Source organism: Pseudomonas sp. GW822-FHT01E03 (genome assembly GCF_058802985.1).
Map to the genome: position 1 here is coordinate 310,771 of NZ_JBXAOQ010000007.1, position 18,909 is coordinate 329,679.

21 protein-coding genes, 1 tRNA gene and 1 pseudogene are annotated in these 18,909 nt (G+C 57.1%); 13 read left to right on the forward strand and 10 right to left on the reverse strand.

The window, feature by feature from the left end:
• Positions 1–2 precede the first annotated feature (2 nt).
• The 9 genes from AC1RP7_RS16680 (at position 3) to AC1RP7_RS16720 (ending at position 9,076) form a co-directional block, all read left to right on the forward strand.
• Positions 3–506 carry a phage major tail tube protein gene (locus AC1RP7_RS16680; protein WP_322617139.1) on the forward strand — a complete coding sequence of 168 codons (504 nt, stop codon included), beginning with the start codon at positions 3–5 and terminating at the stop codon, positions 504–506.
• Between the two features lie 11 nt (positions 507–517).
• A complete protein-coding gene (locus AC1RP7_RS16685; protein ID WP_493183043.1) occupies positions 518–826 on the forward strand; it encodes a phage tail assembly protein in 309 nt (102 codons plus the stop codon).
• Positions 827–967: 141 nt separating this feature from the next.
• Complete coding sequence (locus tag AC1RP7_RS16690; RefSeq protein WP_493183041.1) at positions 968–3,304, forward strand: phage tail tape measure protein; 2,337 nt, start codon at positions 968–970, stop codon at positions 3,302–3,304.
• Positions 3,305–3,313: 9 nt separating this feature from the next.
• A complete protein-coding gene (locus tag AC1RP7_RS16695; RefSeq protein WP_493183040.1) occupies positions 3,314–4,171 on the forward strand; it encodes a phage tail protein in 858 nt (285 codons plus the stop codon).
• Complete coding sequence (locus tag AC1RP7_RS16700) at positions 4,146–4,352, forward strand: tail protein X (protein ID WP_057716592.1); 207 nt, start codon at positions 4,146–4,148, stop codon at positions 4,350–4,352. The genes AC1RP7_RS16695 and AC1RP7_RS16700 overlap by 26 nt, the downstream gene beginning before the upstream one ends.
• A gap of 52 nt (positions 4,353–4,404) precedes the next feature.
• Complete coding sequence (locus tag AC1RP7_RS16705; RefSeq protein ID WP_493183038.1) at positions 4,405–5,439, forward strand: phage late control D family protein; 1,035 nt, start codon at positions 4,405–4,407, stop codon at positions 5,437–5,439.
• A 200-nt stretch (positions 5,440–5,639) separates the two neighbouring features.
• Positions 5,640–6,434 (forward strand): DNA adenine methylase, encoded by a 795-nt coding sequence (locus tag AC1RP7_RS16710; protein ID WP_493183037.1) that lies wholly within the window; start codon positions 5,640–5,642, stop codon positions 6,432–6,434.
• A gap of 242 nt (positions 6,435–6,676) precedes the next feature.
• Complete coding sequence (locus AC1RP7_RS16715; protein ID WP_493183035.1) at positions 6,677–7,810, forward strand: nucleoid-associated protein; 1,134 nt, start codon at positions 6,677–6,679, stop codon at positions 7,808–7,810.
• A gap of 3 nt (positions 7,811–7,813) precedes the next feature.
• Complete coding sequence (locus tag AC1RP7_RS16720) at positions 7,814–9,076, forward strand: hypothetical protein (RefSeq protein ID WP_493183034.1); 1,263 nt, start codon at positions 7,814–7,816, stop codon at positions 9,074–9,076.
• Between the two features lie 202 nt (positions 9,077–9,278).
• On the opposite strand, the gene AC1RP7_RS16725 is transcribed toward AC1RP7_RS16720, so the two are convergent.
• Positions 9,279–9,641 (reverse strand): NUDIX hydrolase, encoded by a 363-nt coding sequence (locus AC1RP7_RS16725; RefSeq protein ID WP_493183032.1) that lies wholly within the window; start codon positions 9,639–9,641, stop codon positions 9,279–9,281.
• A 245-nt stretch (positions 9,642–9,886) separates the two neighbouring features.
• On the opposite strand from AC1RP7_RS16725, the gene AC1RP7_RS16730 reads away from it, so the two are divergent.
• Positions 9,887–10,126 (forward strand): DUF2188 domain-containing protein, encoded by a 240-nt coding sequence (locus AC1RP7_RS16730; RefSeq protein ID WP_105339730.1) that lies wholly within the window; start codon positions 9,887–9,889, stop codon positions 10,124–10,126.
• Positions 10,127–10,373: 247 nt separating this feature from the next.
• A pseudogene (locus tag AC1RP7_RS16735) lies at positions 10,374–10,550 on the forward strand (transposase domain-containing protein); the annotation flags it as partial.
• A 66-nt stretch (positions 10,551–10,616) separates the two neighbouring features.
• On the opposite strand, the gene AC1RP7_RS16740 reads toward AC1RP7_RS16735, so the two are convergent.
• The 6 genes from AC1RP7_RS16740 to AC1RP7_RS16765 all read right to left on the reverse strand — a co-directional run bounded on the left by AC1RP7_RS16740 (position 10,617) and on the right by AC1RP7_RS16765 (position 15,122).
• Positions 10,617–10,949: a DUF7957 family protein gene (locus tag AC1RP7_RS16740; protein WP_493183030.1), complete on the reverse strand. Its 333-nt coding sequence runs from the start codon at positions 10,947–10,949 to the stop codon at positions 10,617–10,619.
• A gap of 166 nt (positions 10,950–11,115) precedes the next feature.
• A complete protein-coding gene (locus AC1RP7_RS16745; protein ID WP_493183028.1) occupies positions 11,116–11,499 on the reverse strand; it encodes an SMI1/KNR4 family protein in 384 nt (127 codons plus the stop codon).
• A 961-nt stretch (positions 11,500–12,460) separates the two neighbouring features.
• On the reverse strand, positions 12,461–13,513 hold the full coding sequence (locus AC1RP7_RS16750) for an ADP-ribosylglycohydrolase family protein (RefSeq protein WP_493183027.1): 1,053 nt from the start codon (positions 13,511–13,513) through the stop codon (positions 12,461–12,463).
• Positions 13,514–14,039: 526 nt separating this feature from the next.
• Positions 14,040–14,375 (reverse strand): hypothetical protein, encoded by a 336-nt coding sequence (locus AC1RP7_RS16755; RefSeq protein WP_493183026.1) that lies wholly within the window; start codon positions 14,373–14,375, stop codon positions 14,040–14,042.
• Positions 14,376–14,607: 232 nt separating this feature from the next.
• Positions 14,608–14,817 carry a hypothetical protein gene (locus tag AC1RP7_RS16760; RefSeq protein WP_493183025.1) on the reverse strand — a complete coding sequence of 70 codons (210 nt, stop codon included), beginning with the start codon at positions 14,815–14,817 and terminating at the stop codon, positions 14,608–14,610.
• 217 nt (positions 14,818–15,034) lie between these two features.
• A tRNA-Ser gene (locus tag AC1RP7_RS16765) sits at positions 15,035–15,122 on the reverse strand.
• 123 nt (positions 15,123–15,245) lie between these two features.
• Here AC1RP7_RS16765 and AC1RP7_RS16770 point away from each other — a divergent pair.
• Positions 15,246–15,917 carry a Bax inhibitor-1/YccA family protein gene (locus AC1RP7_RS16770; RefSeq protein WP_057714309.1) on the forward strand — a complete coding sequence of 224 codons (672 nt, stop codon included), beginning with the start codon at positions 15,246–15,248 and terminating at the stop codon, positions 15,915–15,917.
• A 60-nt stretch (positions 15,918–15,977) separates the two neighbouring features.
• On the opposite strand, the gene AC1RP7_RS16775 is transcribed toward AC1RP7_RS16770, so the two are convergent.
• Positions 15,978–16,307, reverse strand: coding sequence for a YceK/YidQ family lipoprotein (locus tag AC1RP7_RS16775; protein ID WP_493183024.1), 330 nt, complete (start codon positions 16,305–16,307; stop codon positions 15,978–15,980).
• 56 nt (positions 16,308–16,363) lie between these two features.
• Entirely contained in the window at positions 16,364–16,801 is a 438-nt protein-coding gene (locus AC1RP7_RS16780; protein ID WP_046038550.1) for an Lrp/AsnC family transcriptional regulator, read from the reverse strand.
• 136 nt (positions 16,802–16,937) lie between these two features.
• Between AC1RP7_RS16780 and AC1RP7_RS16785 the strand changes: the two genes are divergently transcribed.
• On the forward strand, positions 16,938–17,831 hold the full coding sequence (locus AC1RP7_RS16785; protein ID WP_218497317.1) for a DMT family transporter: 894 nt from the start codon (positions 16,938–16,940) through the stop codon (positions 17,829–17,831).
• 16 nt (positions 17,832–17,847) lie between these two features.
• Here AC1RP7_RS16785 and AC1RP7_RS16790 read toward each other — a convergent pair whose 3' ends face one another.
• Complete coding sequence (locus tag AC1RP7_RS16790; protein ID WP_340312219.1) at positions 17,848–18,888, reverse strand: FUSC family protein; 1,041 nt, start codon at positions 18,886–18,888, stop codon at positions 17,848–17,850.
• Between the last annotated feature and the right edge of the window lie 21 nt (positions 18,889–18,909).

Below are 18,909 nucleotides of genomic sequence, written 5' to 3' on the forward strand. Positions count from 1 at the left end.
TTATGATTCCGGAAGTGCTCTACAACACCAACCTGTTCGTGGACGGCATCAGCCTGCAAGGCGACGTGCCGAGCCTGACCCTGCCCAAGTTGACCCTCAAGACTGACGAATACCGCGCGGGCGGCATGGACGCGGCGGTCGAACTCGACATGGGTATGGAGAAGCTGGAAGCCAGCTTCCTCACCAATGGTGTGCGCCGCGAGGTGCTGAAGTTCTTCGGTCAGTCCGACTTGACCGGGTTCAACGCCTCGTTCCGCGGTGCCTTTAAGGGCCAGAAAGGTGTGGTCAAGTCGGTGGTCGCCACCCTGCGTGGCAGCCTCAAGGAAGTCGACCCGGGGGACTGGAAACCGGGTGAAAAAGGCGAGTTCAAGTACGCCGTCGCCGTGACCTATTACAAGCTGGAGATCGACGGCAGCGTGATGTTTGAAATCGATCCTCTCAACTCGATCCGCGTCATCGATGGCGTCGACCAACTGGCCGCTGTGCGGTCTGCCCTGGGCATGTAAGGAGCACTACCATGAGCAACGCAAAAGACAATGTTCTGCCCAAGTGGCTGCAACTGGGCGATGGCATCGCCACCGTCATCTTATCCAAACCGAGCGAGGCCAATGGCGTCAAGGTCGACAAGCTGACCCTACGTGAGCCGACGGTGCGCGAGATGCGCGCCGCCACGTTGCAGGGCGGAAGCAACGAAGAAGAGCAGGAAATGGTTTTGTTCTGCAGCCTGGCGAGCATCGGCCGTGGCGATCTGGAGGGGCTGCTGATGCGTGATTACCGTCGTCTGCAGACCGCCTATTTTCGTCTGGGAGCAGACGACGGGGTTTAACCCCCGCCTGCAAAAGGCCTTGGCCAAACGCCTGGCGGTCGAGCTGAATTTTTCGGCGGCCGAGATTCAGGGCCTGTCGTTTTCCGAGATGGTCTGGTGGCTCACGGATTGAGCCCACCCCGTCGCACGTAGGTGATAAGCATGGCGAACAAACTCTCGCTCGGACTGGTGATTGGTGGCGCCGTCGATTCATCCCTCGGCGCCGCCTTCAAGAACGTCAGCGGCGAAATGAAAAAGCTCGAGGCGCAAACCACTCGCGCCAAGGGCTTGCAGAAAGTCATCGGCGAGACCATACGCCTGCGCGATGAATGGAAGAAAGCCCATGACACCGGGGCGGCCAACGCCGATGCCTTACTGCGCAAACTGGAAACCAACACCAGCAGCCTGCGCAAGCAGGGGGTTGAAGTCGGACGCCTGCGTCAGGAGTACCTGGCGCTGGGCAAGGTGGTGCGCAGCGCCGAGTTCAAAGCCAAAGGGATGGGCCAGGTCGAGGAGGGGCGGGAAAGTTTACGCAGCGGATTTGGCACGGCGGTGGCCGGCACCACCCTGGCGGCCGTGCCGACCAAGGTCAGCGCAGATTTCCAGGCGATCATTCGTGACATCGCGATCAAGTCCGGTACCGCCAATACTCAACAGGAAGTGAACACCGCCCGCGACATTGTGCAGACTTCGAAAGACACTGGCATGGCCAACACCCAGGTGGCCGAGCTGGTGAACCAGCTGGTCGGTGGCGGCATGGATCTGGCCGAAGCGCTGAAGTACGCCCCGGTGGCTGCCAAGTTTGCAGTCGGGCAGGGCGCGTCGGGCACCGACACGGCGAAGATGATTCTGGCGATGCAGAACAACGCCAAGATCACCGACCCGCAGAAAATGGAACAGGCCTTGGCGTCGGTCGCGTTGCTGGGCCAGCAAGGCAGCTTCGAAGCAGCCGACATGGCCAAGTGGTTTCCGGAACTGCTGGCGCAGATGGCTAGCAGCGGCATCACCGGTCAGGATGCGGTGACCCAGTTGGGCGCCATGCTGCAGGTGCAGATCAAGAGCGCCGGCAGTGCCGATGAGGCGGCGAACAACCTGAAAAACTGGATCGCGAAAATCGGCTCGGGGGAAACGGTCAAAGGTTATGCCGATGCCGGGATCGACTATCAGGGCTCGATGAATGCCGCCATTGGCAAGGGCCTGTCGACCTTTGAAGCCAGTTTTGAACTGGCTCGCCGGTACGTGGAAAAGACCGACCCCAAAAAGGCTAAACAGCTGGATCAGGGCCTGACCAAAATCAGCCAGGAGACGGATCCGGCCAAGGCGCAAGTGATGGCCGATGCCCTGGCCGCGACCCTACGTACCGGTGACGTGTTTGCCGACATGCAGGTCAAGACCGCGCTGATGGCGTACACCCAGAACAAAAAACTGTATGCGGAGCTGAAAAAAGGCGCTTCGGACCCCGACGGCCCGCGCAAGGACATTCTCGACAAAAATCTGAACGAACGTCGCGAGAGCTCGTCGCAACGCTGGGCCGAAGCCGGTCAGGCGTTCAACGATTCGCTGCGAGCGATCGGGGATGCCTTGCGTCCGGCGACAGATGCGCTGGCCGCCGGCATTGGCGCGGCAGCCCGTGGCTTGACCGCCTTGTCTGAGGAGACGCCCAAGGCGGTGCTGGGCCTGGCGGCACTCACTGCCGGTGCGTTGGTATTGGGCAAAGCCTGGGCCGCGCTGAAAATCGGTCGGGGGCTGGCCAACATCGCGCGCGGTTCGGCCGGCGACCGATCCAACATCGTGCAGCGGGTGTTCGTGACCAACGCGAAGGACGGTGATGGCGACGGGCTGGATCGCGATCCAGATCGAAAGGGAAAAGGTTCTTCCAATCGGCTTTCCCGGGGAATGAAAGCGGGCGGGGCGCTGGCGGTGGCTGCTGCCGGCTTCCAGGTGGTGGATACTTACCAGAACGCGACCACGCGCGATGAGAAGGCCGAAGGCTACGGCGAGGCGGCAGGTAGCTTGGCTGGTGGCTTGGCGGGTGCAGCGGCCGGCGCGGCCATCGGTTCGATCATCCCACTGATCGGAACCGCGATTGGCGGAGTGATCGGTGGCATGGTCGGCGCGTGGGGCGGCGGTGACGTGGGCGCGACCATGGGCAAGGCCTTGTTTGGCGGGCCGGACACGCCGGCCAAAGCACCGATCGGTATCTTGCCCATGGCCGCCGGCCAAGGCGTGGGCGCGGTCGTGCGCTCGATGGAAAACGCTCCCGCTGTGCCGGTCACGGCGGCGGCATTGATGTCGAGCACGGCAGCGAAGACACCCGAATGGCCGAAGGTCGATCAGCAATTCACCTTCGCCCCAGCCCCGGTTTTTCAGGTACAGGGCGATGTGAAAGACCCGGCGCAGTTCGTTCAGGAGCTGATGCCGTACCTGCGGCGCCAGTTTGACGACTTCGCCCGGGAGGCGCGTGACCGCCAGTTGTTTGATGCGCCCCATGTGGGCTAAGGAAGTGTTATGGCGGATGAAAAAACCTACCTGGAGCACCTGCAGGGTGGCTTGAAGTACATGGTCGACGCCGGTGAAGCCGGCCGCACGGACATCGAGTCGATGACCGGACCCATGAATGGCGCGCTCAATGAAATCAGCGGGGCGGCCGATGCGCTGGAAGGCTTGCCCTTTCTCAGCGAGGACCTGAGCGACAAGACCCGCCGTCTGCAAAGTGCAATCAACTCGGCGCAGGTCAAGATCGGTAAGGTGGCCAGCTACTACAACCAGACCCAGCGCGCACTGGCCCAGTTTGATGAGCATTTTTCTGCGTTGACTGAGCAGATTGGCCGCTTTGGCGCGGCGTTCAACAAGGTCGCCGGCAAGGCCAATGCCGCGTTGGGTAACATCTTCCCCACGGAATGGTTTGCCGGCGACATGTCGCCGATTCCCGACGCGGTGAAGCCGTTCCCGCACCTGCTGATCCTCTACCCGCTGAAAGCCAATGAGCGGCCGTACTACTTCAACCTAGACACCGCGGCGTTTGACGAGCTGCGCCGGCAGACGGCGTTTCGCTGGGCCGCGCAGGAACGCCTGACTCGGCGCCCGGCACAGCAGGCGGTGGGCCTGGGTGAGGAAAAAATCACCATCAAGGGCGCGATCTACCCGAGCTTCAAAGGTGGGCTGAAGCAGCTGGATAGACTGCGCAGCATCGGTGCCAAGTTGCTGCCGCTGAACCTCACCACCGGTTACGGCGAGGTGCTGGGCAATTGGGTTTTGACCAACATCGAAGAAGAGCAAAGCGCGTTGCTGCCCGGGGCGATCCCGCGCAAGCAGGGCTTTTCATTGGAGTTTGCCCGTTATGGCGATGACCTGCAGAACGGCTGATGGGGATCTGCTCGACACTCTGTGCCACCACTATTACGGCCATCTGAACCGCAGCGTCGAGGCGGTGCTGGCCGCCAATCAGGGCCTGGCCGATGAGCCGCAACCGTTCCGGGCCGGCGTGCTGATCACGCTGCCGGACCTGGTGGTCGAGACTGACAGCGTCATTTCGTTGTGGGATTAATCCCGTTATCCAGCCCGCCGTGTGCGGGCTTTTTCTTGTCTGAGGTGCCGACATGCAACCACTTTTTCGCATCGTCGCCGACGGTGCCGACATCACCACCTTGATCAATGATCGGCTGGTGTCGCTGCAGCTATCCGATCGACCCGGGATGGCCTCGGATTCGTTTGAGCTGCGCATTGATGACCGTGACGGCGCGGTGTCGTTGCCCGTGCGCGGCGCGAGCATCGAGGTCTACCTGGGTTATGCCGGCACCGACCTGACGCGCATGGGCCGCTACACCGTGGACGAGGTGGCGGTTTCCGGCCCGCCGGACACGCTAGTGATCAGCGGCAAGGCCAGCGACATGCGCGGCAGTGGCAAGACCACGCGCAGCGGCAGTTGGGAGGACGTCAGCCTGGCGCAGATCGTCGGTGACGTGGCCGCGCGCAATGGCTGGCACCCGTCGTGCTCGGTCGACACCCGGGTGCCGCGCATGGACCAGCTCAATGAATCCGACTTCAACTTCATCACCCGGGTGGCCAAAAAGCACGACTGCACGGCCAAGGTGGCCGACGGCAAGCTGCTGGTCCTGCCGCGACAGGGTGGGCAGAGCGCCAGTGGCCGGGCTTTGGGTGTCATTACCCTGCAGCGCAGCGACGTGACCCGCTGGCAGTTTCGCTTGAGCGACCGCAGCGCCCATCAAGGGGTCAGTACCCAGTACCAAGACCCCGCCAGCGGGGAATTGCTGGTCTCACACCTGGACAATCCCAACGTGCCCGAAGGCATGCCACCGGTGCACACCGATCGCCATATCTACCCGGACCGCACGGCAGCCGATGCGGCCGCCAAGGCACGTCTGGCCGCGTTCAACCGATCCACCGCCTCGGTGCGCCTCGACCTGCCGGGCCGGACCGATCTGTTTGCCGAAATCATGATTAATGCGCAAGGCTTCAAGCGCGGGCTCGATGGCGAATACCTGGTGGAGTCGGTCGATCATACTTTCACCCCGTCCGGGTGGACGGTGTCGGTCGAGTGCAATGGTGGCAAGGAGGGTAAGGCCAAGGCCTCCGGCAAGCCGCAGCAAGTCGTGCTTGAAGTGCCGGATTGATTGCCCGGGCGTGTGAGTCGTCCCGAGTCAGAGTTTCAAAAATAAAAGTAAAAGGAGCGGCCAGTCTGGATGCGTCAACATTCAGCCTGGCCACCGTCCCCGCAGATTGTCCCTGCAAGTCCCGCCAAGGCTCCTGCTCTGTGCACAAAGCAGAGCGAGCCTAGCACCTGTTTATTTATACAGTAAAGGTCTTGCTATTCATGTCTACCCCTATTATCCCTTGGATGGGCGGCAAACGCCGCCTGGCCGATCGTCTCATCCCGCTGTTTCCTCCTCACGAATGCTACGTCGAAGTCTTTGCCGGCGGCGCCGCGCTGTACTTCATGCGGCCCCAGGCGGCACCGGTGGAAGTGCTCAACGACATCAACGGCGACCTGGTCACGCTGTATCGCGTGGTGCAAAACCACCTCGAAGAATTTGTGCGCCAATTCAAATGGGCGCTCAGTTCGCGCCAGGTGTTCGAGTGGCAGAAAATGACCCGCGTCGAAACGCTTACCGACATTCAGCGTGCTGCCCGATTTTTCTACCTGCAGCACCATGCCTTCGCCGGCAAGGTATCCGGGCAGACCTTCGGTACCGCGACCACCACCCCGTCGATCAACCTGCTACGGATCGAAGAAAACCTCTCAAACGCTTGGCAACGCCTGTCCGGTACCTACGTGGAAAACCTGCCCTGGTTGGAATGCGCCGAACGCTACGACCGGGCGCACTCCTTCCACTACATGGACCCGCCGTACTGGCAGACCGCTGGTTATGGGGTGGATTTTCCTTTTGAAAATTACGAACGCATGGCGGATTTCATGCGTCGCTGCAAGGGCAGGGTGATGGTCAGCATTAACGACCACCCGGACATCCGCCGGGTGTTCGAAGGCTTTCACTTTGAGACGCTGGATATCCGCTACACCACGACCAACCAGCGGCAGGGTAAGGCCGAGGTCAGTGGCGAACTGGTGATCATGAACTGGGAGCCGGCAGCGTTGGGAGGACTATTTTGACGTGACAGCTTGGGTCGTCTGCTGCCCGTCGTGACTGGCAGAAATCGGCCATTAGCAGTCAATATCATGCGAGCATAGCGAGCTCGACAAGGATGCTGGCTATATATACAGTATCTATATCAATCACCTTCATTTGGCTCTGTTGACCGCTAGAGAATACGGGCAGCAGACCAATGGCCATTTGCAGGTCAACTCTGACTCTCGTAATCTCACATTGATATTACTGAAATGGAAGTCGACTTGTGATCACACTGAAAACCGCCATCATCCACAGTTTCAAAAAGATTGTTCATACAGATTTTGTTTCTGACGTGGTGAAAAAGGACGTTGTCCTCGATACACAAAACCCGGCTTTAGAGTCTCTTGTCGAAGGTATCAACGGTCTGATTGGTAAAGAAGGCAACAGTGTGGTCTACGGGCAATTTGCTGACGATGGTCGCCAAGGTCCATTTCCTGATCGGTTTAGCGCTTTCGTGGATGTCTGTGGTGATGAGGCTGAATTTATCGCGTTAACCCACTTAGCCATGGATCAGCTTGTCGAGCAGGCGAGGGACCAAACCTTGGCCACCGGCGGCCATATTCTCTGCGCGCAATACACCTCAGGTGCGTCTGACTTCTTTCTGGTCGCCAGTATCAAACAGCGTGGCGGCATCCAGCTCGATGAGAACTATGTGCCCAAGGCTATTCAGGAAGTGGACCTGAAGACGGTTCAGCAGGCAGCCAGGATCAACTTGGTGAAATTCGCGTCGGTCACTGCCGCCGCCGTATGTGCTGCTGCGGGTAACGCAGTTGTAGAAGCTGAGGACGCAGAAGAGGTTGATTCGACCTATCTGTGCTTTATCAGCCGCGGCCGGGACAGCCAGGCTTCTGACTATTTTATCTCCGCTTTGGGATGCGCCAAAGGCGTGGCATCCGGCCGGGCAACCAAAAATGCCATTGATTACGTTGGCCGTTACTTCCGTAACAATAAAGAACTCAAGCCCTTTGCTTACAAGGCGAAAGAGGCGGTTGTCCGGTACTTGCAGGACCGACTGGCGGATGGCAAATCCGCTCGGCTAGATGCGATCTGCCATGCGGCAATTCAGCTCGTTCCACCTGATCTGGTCGATGAGATTGCGGGACTGAAAGACTATCTCAACGACGAAAAACATCGAGTCCCTGAGGACTTTACTGTCAATCCCAAATCGCTGAAAGAGAAGACCAGGATCAAAGGCGAAGCTGCGAGCTGGTCGCTTCAATTCGAACGTGGTGCCTTGGGGAAGGAGGCAACGTCCGATGTTTATTACGATGAGGGTCGCAAGAAGCTGACCCTGTCGAACATGAACCAGGAACTGGTCGATTTGATTGAAAAAGAGCTTCAGGCCAGGGTTGGGTAAGCCATGTTTTCCAATGTCGTGGCCCTTTACCGGGCAATGGGAGCACCAGCCATCGAAGGTGGTGTGGTCTCCTATGAAGGACTGCCCACTCCCGACATCACTGCCGCGCTGCAGGTATGCAAGGACCTGCAGCCCGAATTTGGCAAAATCCAGCATCATGAAATAGTTGAAGGTGGTGCGGTAGAGATCGAGCTCCGCCTACCTACGAATGAATCTGGCCGGTTTTACGCGAACGTTAGCGACTTGGCCCGTAACGGGTCACTGGGCAAAGGGCAGTTTCCGCAGAACGTATACGTCGTTGACTTAGGTTGGGCAGATTTCGACGCTGGCGAACCAACACAAATTAAAGAGCTCAGACGAGTTTGCAGGCTGATCGAGCTTCTGGCGTTGCTAGCAATCGGGGTGGACAAGGACAGCAGCCCAGACACCTACAATTTGTTCTTCGCTTTGCCTCCCGACGGCGCAAAACCGCCCAGAACGTTTCTGCTGCCGACGCAGGTTGATGAACATGTGCTTGGGCATGAACTCAGGCACATGAGTCTGCTTGAGGAGATTCTCAATCGCAAAAACGAGAACAAGGCTCATCTCTCAGAACGCAAGCTGATGATTCGGATGGCGATCGCCAGCGTAATTGAGAAGTTTGAAAGCGAGCCAAATCACTTCCTCGTAGTGGTACGCGAATGGAAGGAGGTCCTCGCTACCTACCGCGCCAATTTGCAAACTTACGTCTACAGCTTCTCATTCGAGAAGGCTCGGCGCGAATTGGCACAGGCGGAAATCGACTATGGGACCAAGCTCAGCGGCGTGTTGGGGGACATCGCCGGCAAAATGCTGGCGCTCCCGGTCTCTTTTGCTGGGTGGGTTGTCCTGAACAACAGTACTTCTGCATTTGAAGGGTTCGTTCTGGTACTTGGCTTGATTGTTGTGTCGTTGGTCTTACTCGCGATCTTGCACAATCAGATGCTTCAGACGAACCGCTTGTTGCATAGCTTCAATGTTGTTTTCGACGACTTCAAAGACAAAATCAAAACATATCCCCCCAAGCTTCAGGGCCTGCTCAAAATTACAATTGAGCAAGTCGAAAAGCAGGGGCGTACTTTGCGGCGTACCTTTCAGCTATTGCAGGTACTGGCGCTATTGCCCGCGGCCGGGGCGGTGCTGGTGGCTCTCGTAAAATATTGGGACTCGTTTCTATGGGTTGTTGTGACTGCCATATCAGCAATTTTCGCAGGCCCTAATATTGACCCGATTTTTCTAAGCCCATAGCCAATGGAGATCGGACACAAGTGCTAATGAAATGCCGTTAAATGGACGGATGTCCGTCTGGCCGATATCAGCCTGTCACGACCGGCTGAATACGACCCATAGCTGACGGTCACGAATGGCAGTAACCGACCCTATGTGGACACTCGGAATGATGCGAAGACGATTAACCTTTGCGCGAACCAGAACGATCCGGGGGGGGGAGTTAAAGGCGGCGTAGAAATGAACTCACAATTGATTTCGTCGCATCGCTTGTGTCTAAGTCATGAAACGCGCTCAGAGAATGCCAAATGCACTCGGATATTTCGTTTTGAGGCGTGGCGTTTTCGGCATCTGGGACTGAGGCTTCAAAAACATGGTGGCGTGTGTTGCCTGCATCGAACTCAAAAATGTACAGGAGCTGATCAACGTTCAGCCCGGTTTCTTCTTGGAGTTCTCGAGCGGCAGCTCCAGCGATAGCTTCGCCAGTTTCTACCTTGCCACCAGGCAGAACCCATTTCGACTTCGGTTTTCGAACGAGCAAGATATGCCTATCTCTCTCGCATATGACTGTAGCTCTGACTTTCATCTTCTGACCCGGAAGGTTTGCCATTAAATTGTAATAAAAATGTCATCTTCAAGGTGCAATTATCGACGAATGCAGCATTTAGAGCCCGCCGAATTCAAAAAAGTGCCAGATTGTCTTCGGAATGAGTGATTTTGACGTGGCCTTGGCTGATCGCTTCTGGCCACTGGCAGCCCTCATGATAGGCGTACATGCATTTTTGATGGCTTGGGCTATACCTCAATGGCCACATCGCAAAGGAGGCGACCATGAGTAAAGACCGAGACAGGACAATATCCAGGCGATCCGACGGAACCTGGGAAAACAAGCGCAATGACGCAAGCCGCGCATCAAGCGTCCATGACACCCAAGCGGAGGCCCAAAAAGCCGCTCGCGAGATGCTCAAAAACCAAGGGGGAGGCGAACTGACGACGAAGGGCGTTGATGGACGAATTCGCGACAAAGACACGGTAGCTCCTGGTAATGACCCAAATCCGCCGAAAGGCTAAGCATAAGCCCCCTTAAGGGGGCTTTTTGATTTGCGAGCCAGCTAATTTGCTTTGAAGGGAAAGACCGTTTCTACTGACTTGGCGGTAGTCAATTTCTACCCTCGGCGAGCGTCTACTTCCGACCCTTTGCAGACAGTCAGAACGTTTGAGATGAGAGGCGTGACCTGGCTTGCCGGGGCATGTCCACTCGATTGAAAGGTTTAGACGCTTGCATCGATTTCGGGACTTGATTGTGCATTTCGTAAAGTTTTCAGGCTCGTTACGCAGTGGCAAACGTGCGGCTGCGCTCATGAGTTTGATCCAATCGGTGCGGCTTAATGGGCATGACCCGTACGTTTACCTGAAGGACGTACTTACGCGCCTGCCTACGCAGCGGGCAAGTGAGGTTGCCGAGCTGCTGCCGCACAAATGGGCACCCGTTTAACCGCGCAATGTGTTGGGCAGACGCTCAGCGTGTGGTGAGGTTGGTCTTTGGAGACGTGGGCAGTGTTTACTTCGTGAAGCGAGTCTCTAGAACCTGGCCAGATGTTTCATCTATCCGGCAATCGTATCCAGAAAAATTTCCTACCCAAAGAGGCTCCTCGTTCATTACACCGGTATAGGCATCCACGGCCCCCATTCCAATAGCTGGCGCTCGCCAAAGTAGATTGCCTGACGAGTCGTAGCAAAAGAGATTTTGCGCAGGAGCATTCCTCTCAAAAGCCATCCAGTCAAACGTTACCAGCACCCGCCCGTTGATTAATACGGCTTCAAGGGCAGGATATTCAACCTCAAACCTTATCCCTTCCCCAAAAATCCAGTTGCCGCTAACTTCGAGTTGCATACGCTCTATTCCTGTCCCTATCACCGCGATAGTTACTCCAATGCGGCTTTCTACCGTATCACGCTGCGACGTCGGCTTGAGAGAATTCATGCGATTGGCCGCATCAATTTAATGGGAAGTTGGTGTCCCGCTCTGCAGGAGAAAGTCCAACTCCACCAGACATATTTTAGAGCGCACACCCACCAGTAATCCAATCGGTTATCGAAATACTGACCCTCTCAAAATCGTCAGGAACCATACTGCCTTGATCTACCAAGAAAACACCGTTACTTGTAAGCGGGATCATTATAGAGCGGCCACCACTGTCGTCGCCTATCGAAAGATAGCCCGGAGCATATTTTTTCACCTCGAAAGTTTCATTTCTCTCAACAAGCTCATCAGAAGAATATATGGTTACGCCACTTTGTAATGAAAAGCCATTCGCAGAATTAAGCATTTGCACATAAGCATCTGGCAGCTGTATATGAAGCTTTCTCTGTAATTCAGATAGCTGAATATTCGAGATAGCACCATTAATTGTAGCAATTCCTTTAATGTTTGAGATATTCACTTAAATGCCCCCAAAGTATCAAAATAATTGTAGCTAACGGCCGCCACGGCCCACAGCGATACCCCCTACTTTAACGGTCATATCCCATCCCCTGAGCTTGCGGTGCATCAAAAATGTCGATGGTTTGGCTCTCAGCCTCGAAGATCGAAACGGGACTTAACGTTTTTACACGCTCTGGGCCGATTGCTGCCAGGCACGAAGGGCGCCTCTCAACCCATTGTGGACATAGGCTAACGATTACACCATTTGTGTGGATGCCCATGGTTTAGTAAGAGCCCAATGTCTGCTGGATGTTGGCGGTGGGCGTTAGGCAGATGCAGATAGCTGAGTATTCATTCGGCCTGCTCCATCTCGTAGCACTCCCATTCGCTCCCCAAGGCTTCACGGTAGGCCCCCCAACCAGGCGGAAGGTTTGCGATGTCGATCAATGTTGGGTCGTGCTCGACGATGCATTCCATGCTGACTACTAGGGCATCAGATGGGGCATTAGTTGTGCCACAGGTGAATGACCAAGAATGATCATCACCGTAATGGACTACGCACAGGATAGGGAGTCCTTCCCGCAGTGCCTGTCGTGTCGTTATGGCTGCAACATTCTTCGCTTGATCGAACGTCCAATCGTTTTGCATATGTATGAAAACCCTAACTATAAGTAGACCACATAAGTGGCGTAGCGCTTTTCGCCGTTTGTGTCTGATAACGTATCATGTCCATGCGTAATTCCTCGTCTACTTGTGAGCGTCCGTTTTTGGCCGTTTTCTGCCTGTCACCAAGGGCTGTATCCGACCCTTTGCAGACCTTTTACACGCATCCATATGCGGGTACAAAAAAGGCAAGAGAGCGACCAATCGCGATTAGAGCGGAGTCAGCCGTGAGTCGTTTATTGCCCGTCGCAACAGGCAAATTTTCCATCCTCAATCGGCGCACTCGAAGGTGAACGGTTGAGGTCGTATCGACATGCTCAGCTCCCCGGATAATCCACATTGATGTCCGGCTCAAACTCCCCGCCATACCCCGAATAATCCCGCGGCACCCTCTCGATATCCTGCGCCACTTTCTCGATCACTCCCCGCAACTCCAACCCCTCCAGCCACCGCTCCGGAATCGCGGCCGGACCATGCTGAACTCCAAGCAAATGCCCGGCGATCAAACCAGTGCTGTCACTGTCGCCGCTATGGTTCACGGCATTAATCACTCCTTGTTCGAACGAGGGAGCCGTCAGCGCGCACCAGATGCCGATCGCCAGTGCCTCTTCCGCAGTCCATCCACTACCGAACTCGTCGATGCGCTCCGGGGTTGGGCGGCAGCCTTCGTAGTAGCAGAAGAGCACACGCTCGATCAGGCTGCGTGTTTCTTCCATGCCGGGTTTGTCGCCGTGTTTGGCCAGGCTTTCGGTGATGGCATGTTCCAGACTGTCTTGTCTGTCGGCCATGCGCTGGAGTATGTCGGCGAAAAGGCCTGCAGCCAGGTAGCCGGTAGGGTGGCCATGGGTCAGGCGGCCGGAGTCTGCGGCGTAGTCGAAGGCCTTGCGGAAAAAGGCGCAGGGCGCAACGCGCATCACTGCGCCACAGCCTTTACTGTTATTTTCGGCAAACTGGCCGAAGTGTTTACTGGCTTTGAGCGCACTGAGGCATGTGTTGCCGGGCGCGCGGCGGGACCACAAAGCGCGCTCTTTAACCAGCCAGCCGTCGAGGCTGACGTGGGTGTTAGGCGAACAATCTTGGGTCACTAGCCAGCGCAAAAGGGCATGATGAATGACGCTGGGAACGTGGCAGATGCCCCGCGAACTACCACGGACATACGCACGCAGCAGGCCATCGGCGGTGAACAACATCATCTGTGTGTCGTCGGTGATGGCGCCGAGTCGTCCATAAGCCGGTGCATAGTCGACGATCCCTTGCGCGCCGAAGGTGGCGCGGATGGCATTCCATTCCAGAAACTCGACGGGCGCACCCAACGCATCTCCCACTGCGCCGCCAAGCAGGCAGCCTTTGATACGGTCAATTCTGTTCATGTGCGTATCCTTACGAGGCCGGAATCAACATTTGCAGCAGATCCGGGCTGTCTCTTGAGGTGTTCAACGTGGGCATTTTCCGCCCTCAACGCCGAACGCAGCTCATTGTTTTCCGATTCCTGAATTTGCGCCCAGCGCAGCTTGCTCTTGCAGTCGACGATCAACTGCCAAATATCCCGCAGCTTCAGATACTAACCACTGCAATCGCTGCCTGTCACGACTGACGGAAATCGACTGTGGACTCAAGCCCTACGGCCTTCTAGATTCGAAAGCACCATCGATGAAGCCACCAATTTGACCTCACTGTGTCCACCGTCCGCTCCTGGCCGATTGCTGCCTGTCACCAAGGGCAGCAACCGACCCATAGCGGTCTATCGCGAAAGCAATTGACTCGGAGTTTCGGTGAAGCAAACCCCGGCGGCCAAGCTTTTGAGGTTTGCATCCTTTTCGTGTAAAGAGGAGTCACTGCATAACTCAGTGTCGGGAGCTATGCCAATGCGCTTCCGTTCAGTCCGGCACGTCTGGTCTATTTCGATGTGGGAACGTCCACCCAATCGGTGAGATTACCGTCGGCGTCACGTACCCGAGTTTGAGCGCTTCCGTCGGGGTGATCGATACGACTGGACAACACTCGGCCCGTTTCCTCGTCGCGCTCGTGCGTCATCACGCTCCCTGGCGACCTAAAAATACGAGCTCTCTCATTATTCACGTCCGCTACCAACTGCGCAGCCGCCGCTTCGTTTAGGACTTCTGCCTTGCGCAATTTCTCGATCTGCTCTTTGATCGCATCGCCCTGATTTTCCACCTCCCACCGTGGCAGATCCTTCAACGCTCGGATCTGTTTGGTTATCTCGCTCGACATACGGCAGTTCCTTTTATCGGATGGGGTTGGTTGCGACCAGCCGTCGACCATGTCGCATCGTGGTTGATCGCCTGCTCATTGATCAGACATTTTTACTCCACGTGATACGTCATTTGCACCCAGCGCGCGGACTCGTTACCCCGCCATATAAGTGCTTGCGACTGAGCGTTTCTGCCCGAAGGCCGCTGCTCAGTCAAATGTCGGCTTTTGGCCGATTGCTACCCTTGAGCGATCACTCTGGTGTCATCAGTACCGCGAGCGTCATCTTGATGAACTCTTCATTCTTATCGATCGTTTCCAAGGCGCCGCGCACATTGCCACCGATCTCGGTCGCTCCGCGCTGCTCAGCCCAAAGCGTCAGCTCCATGATGGCAGCCTCCAAGGCGAGCTGGTTTTCATTAAGCTTGAAGAGCAGGGATGGGAGTAGGTCTGAATTTGGCATCGCGATTCCTCCATGAAGAGGTGAGCGTAGCAGCCGAAACGTGGCGTCACACAATAGGATGGTGAAGCGGTCGGCTGGACGCCGGAGAAGGGTGAAACGCGGGTTAGTTCTGGAACACTTCCAAAATAGTTATGGAACACATGTCGAGCGCCAAGATTTTCGGCAAACCCCAGAAACGACAAAGCCCTGAATAATCAGGGCTTTGTCGGTACAAAGATGGCGGAGGCGATGGGATTCGAACTCATGGACCTGTTACAGTCGACGGTTTTCAAGACCGTTGCCTTAAACCACTCGGCCACACCTCCGTTTGCGTTGCGGGCGCCATAATACCTGAATGAAACACACTGTCAAACTCTCTGCATAGCTTGTTACAGAGCGTCTGTTATGATCTTTGCGACTGAACGTTTCAAACCAACAGGAGTGTCGCCATGCGCGAACAGGATTACGCAGTTAATAACAGCGTGCAGGCTGAGCAGCTAGAGGTTAGCCGCGTCCTGCGCAACACATACGGCTTGCTCGCCCTGACCCTGGCTTTCAGCGGTGTGACAGCCTACGTTGCCCAGCAGATGCATGTTGGCTACCCGAACATTTTCGTGGTGCTGATCGGCTTCTACGGTCTTTTCTTCCTCACCAACAAACTCCGTGATTCGGCCTGGGGCTTGGTGTCGGCATTTGCCCTGACCGGTTTCATGGGTTTCCTGCTTGGCCCGATCCTCAACCGTTACCTGGGTATGCAGGGCGGCGCTGAAGTGGTCAGCTCGGCTTTCGCGATGACGGCGCTGGTGTTCGGCGGTCTGTCGGCCTATGTGCTGATTACCCGCAAGGACATGAGCTTCCTCGGCGGTTTCATCACGGCAGGCTTCTTCGTGCTGCTGGGTGCGACGCTGGCGAGCCTGTTCTTCCAGATCAGCGGCCTGCAACTGGCGATCAGCGCAGGTTTCGTGCTGTTCTCCTCGGTCTGCATTCTGTTCCAGACCAGCGCCATCATTCATGGCGGCGAGCGTAACTACATCATGGCCACCATCAGCCTGTATGTATCGATCTACAACCTGTTCGTCAGTTTGTTGCAGCTGTTCGGCATCATGAGCCGCGATGACTGATCCTCGGCCTTGAACTAAAAAACCCGCTCAGGCGGGTTTTTTATTACCACAAATCCAGGCTTACTCTGTAATGACGATGCTGCCGTCGGCTTGCTGGCGGTAGATGGTGTAGGGCAACAGCAGTGTGTCCATCGCCCCGGACGCGACCACGTCGAGCAACACGATAGCGGGGGCGGGACCATGTACCTGCGCATCCCGGCCGTCTTCGAGGGGCGCGTTCAGGTAGCAGAAGTCGTAGGTCACGCCGCTGTAGATTCGCGGTACCGCGCCGCAGTAACTCTTTTGTTCCTTGAGACTTTTCGAGGCCACTTCGTCACTGCGCACAACCGTCTGAATCGTGCCGCAACCCGCCAACATCATAGCCACCAGTAGTATTGCCTGAGTTTTCATGCCGTCAATCCTTCGCCGGAAACCCTCAATCTACTTCAGTCTGAAACAAATATCACTCACGCCATGGGCGGCAACCGGCGCTTGACCGGGGTTTTCTTGACGATCGCCGTATTGGTTTCAGCGTGGGTGTTGAGTCGGTCGAGCAGGGTGTCCAGTTGTTCCATCGAGCGCACATGCAGGCGCGCGATGAAACAGTCGTCGCCGGTGACTTTGTCGCACTCGGTGAATTCGGGAATGGCCATGATTTGCCGCTCCACTTCCTGCAATTGCCCCGGCAACGGGCGAATACGCACGATGGCCTGGAGTTGATAGCCGAAGCATTTCGGGTCAATTTCAACGGTGTAGCCCTTGAGCACGCCTCGCTCTTCCAGGCGGCGCAGACGCTCGGCAACACTGGGGGAAGACAGGCCGCTGATTTGCGCCAGGGCCTTGAGCGAGCGTCGCGAGTCCTCCATCAGCGCCGTGATCAGCAGCTGGTCGATGTCATCGGTCATGGCAAAACCCTCTGTTAGGCATTTTTCCAAAAAGGCCTTGATAAAAAAGGCAGATCCCGAGTTTAGCCTGCTTTTTGCTCTGGAGTAGCCCCTGGGCGCATTGGCATACTTTGGCCACAAACACAGGAGTCTGATGATGGACAAAACCCTACGCCGCGGTTCGTTCGAAATGACGGCCGCCATGCTGATCTCCGGCACCATCGGCTGGTTCGTGCTGGTGTCCGGGCAACCGGTGCTGGATGTGGTGTTCTGGCGCTGCCTGTTCGGTGCTGGCACCTTGCTGCTCATTTGCGCGGCTTTCGGCTTTCTGCGCCCCGGCATTCTGACCCGCACCACGTTCCTGCTCGCAGTGCTCAGCGGTGTGGCGATCGTCGGCAACTGGGTGCTGTTGTTCGCGTCCTATTCCCGGGCGTCGATTGCCATCGGCACCGCCGTCTATAACGTCCAGCCTTTCATGCTGGTCGGGCTGGCGGCGTTGTTCCTCAACGAAAAGATCACCGCGCAGAAACTGACCTGGCTGGGCGTTTCGTTTCTCGGGATGCTGGCGATTGTCAGTGCCCATGGCAGCCAGGGCGAAAGCGGCAGCGATTACCTGATGGGCATTGCCTTGGCGTTGGGCGCGGCGTTTCTCTACGCAATTGCCGCGTTGATCATCAAGCGCCTGACTGGAACCCCACCGCATTTGATCGCGCTGATCCAGGTCAGCACAGGCGTGCTGCTGCTCGCGCCCTTCGCGAATCTTTCCGTATTGCCCCAGGCGCCAAGCGCGTGGGCCAGCCTGGTGACGCTGGGTATGGTGCACACCGGCGTGATGTATGTGTTGTTGTACGGCGCGATTCAAAAACTGCCGACGGCGTTGACGGGCGCACTGTCCTTCATCTACCCGATCGCGGCGATTTTCGTCGACTGGTTTGCCTTCGGTCATCGCCTGGAGCCACTGCAATGGATTGGAGTCGCGGCGATTCTGTTGGCCGCTGCCGGCATGCAACAAGGCTGGACGCTGAAGTTTCGGCGCACGGTGACGCCTTGAGTGCCAACCAGGGGCGTCAGATGTTCCAGCGCGGCGCGCTCTTGGCCAAGCGCTGGCGCATCTCCCCGACGTTGGCGGCCAGTTGTTGGGTCAGCAAGCGATACCCGTCCAGCGTGTTGTAGACCGGCGCATCAAGGCTGACAAGCGGCACATCCACGGGGCGATTGAGCCGCTGGGCGGCGCCTGATTTCAACGCCCGGGCCATGCCGATCAATTGCACGCGAATCTGTCGATGCTCGACTTTCAATGCCGTTTGCATCAGCGACATCGCCTCGAGGTCATTGGCATCCGGTCGGGTATTGCCGAGGATTTCCAGGGTGCTGACGCACATGCGCAAATTGCGTTGAAGGGCATCGAGTTCGGTCATGGAAATCTTCACTTCCTTGGACACCGAGGGCATCAGTGAGCGAAGTTGCACCATCGCCGCGTTCAGGCGAGTCATGAGCTTGAGGTGTTCGTCGGCGGTGATGGCCTGGCCGTCAATGATGCGCCCGTAGACTTTCGCGCAATCACGCAGCGCATCGGCCAGGTTGTAGCGCCAGGAGTAAACCGCGTACAGCGGCAGGGCAAAGGAAAACGCCAGGGCCAGGGCAATGCCGATCAGGATATCCACCCCGCGCCACAAGCCATCGGTGACCGGGTTGTCGCCGTGCCCCGCGACGATGAACACGGTAATCGCCGACAGCAGCGCCGTGTAACCACCCTTGCCGATGGCGTGATACGAGAAAAACCCGCAGACCACCGACATCGCGAAATAGGTCAGCCAGGGCATCCCCAGCCAGGCCTGTTGTGCCACCAACACCAGGCCGACACCGGCGCCGATCAAGGTGCCAATGGCGCGCTCGGCGGCTTTCTTGCCGATGTTGCCGTGGTGCTGCAAGCCGCCTATCACCACCAGCATGGTCACCGACGCCCACTCACCGTGGGGCAGATTGATGCCGGTGGTCAGCAGGATCGTCGCCAGCAACCCGAGCGACACCCGCACCGCATGGATCACCCGGGCATGGCGGTAGCGCCGGTACGGGTCCAGCAACGGACGCAGCAATCGGCGCAGCAGCGGTGGCAGTCGATGGGCTCT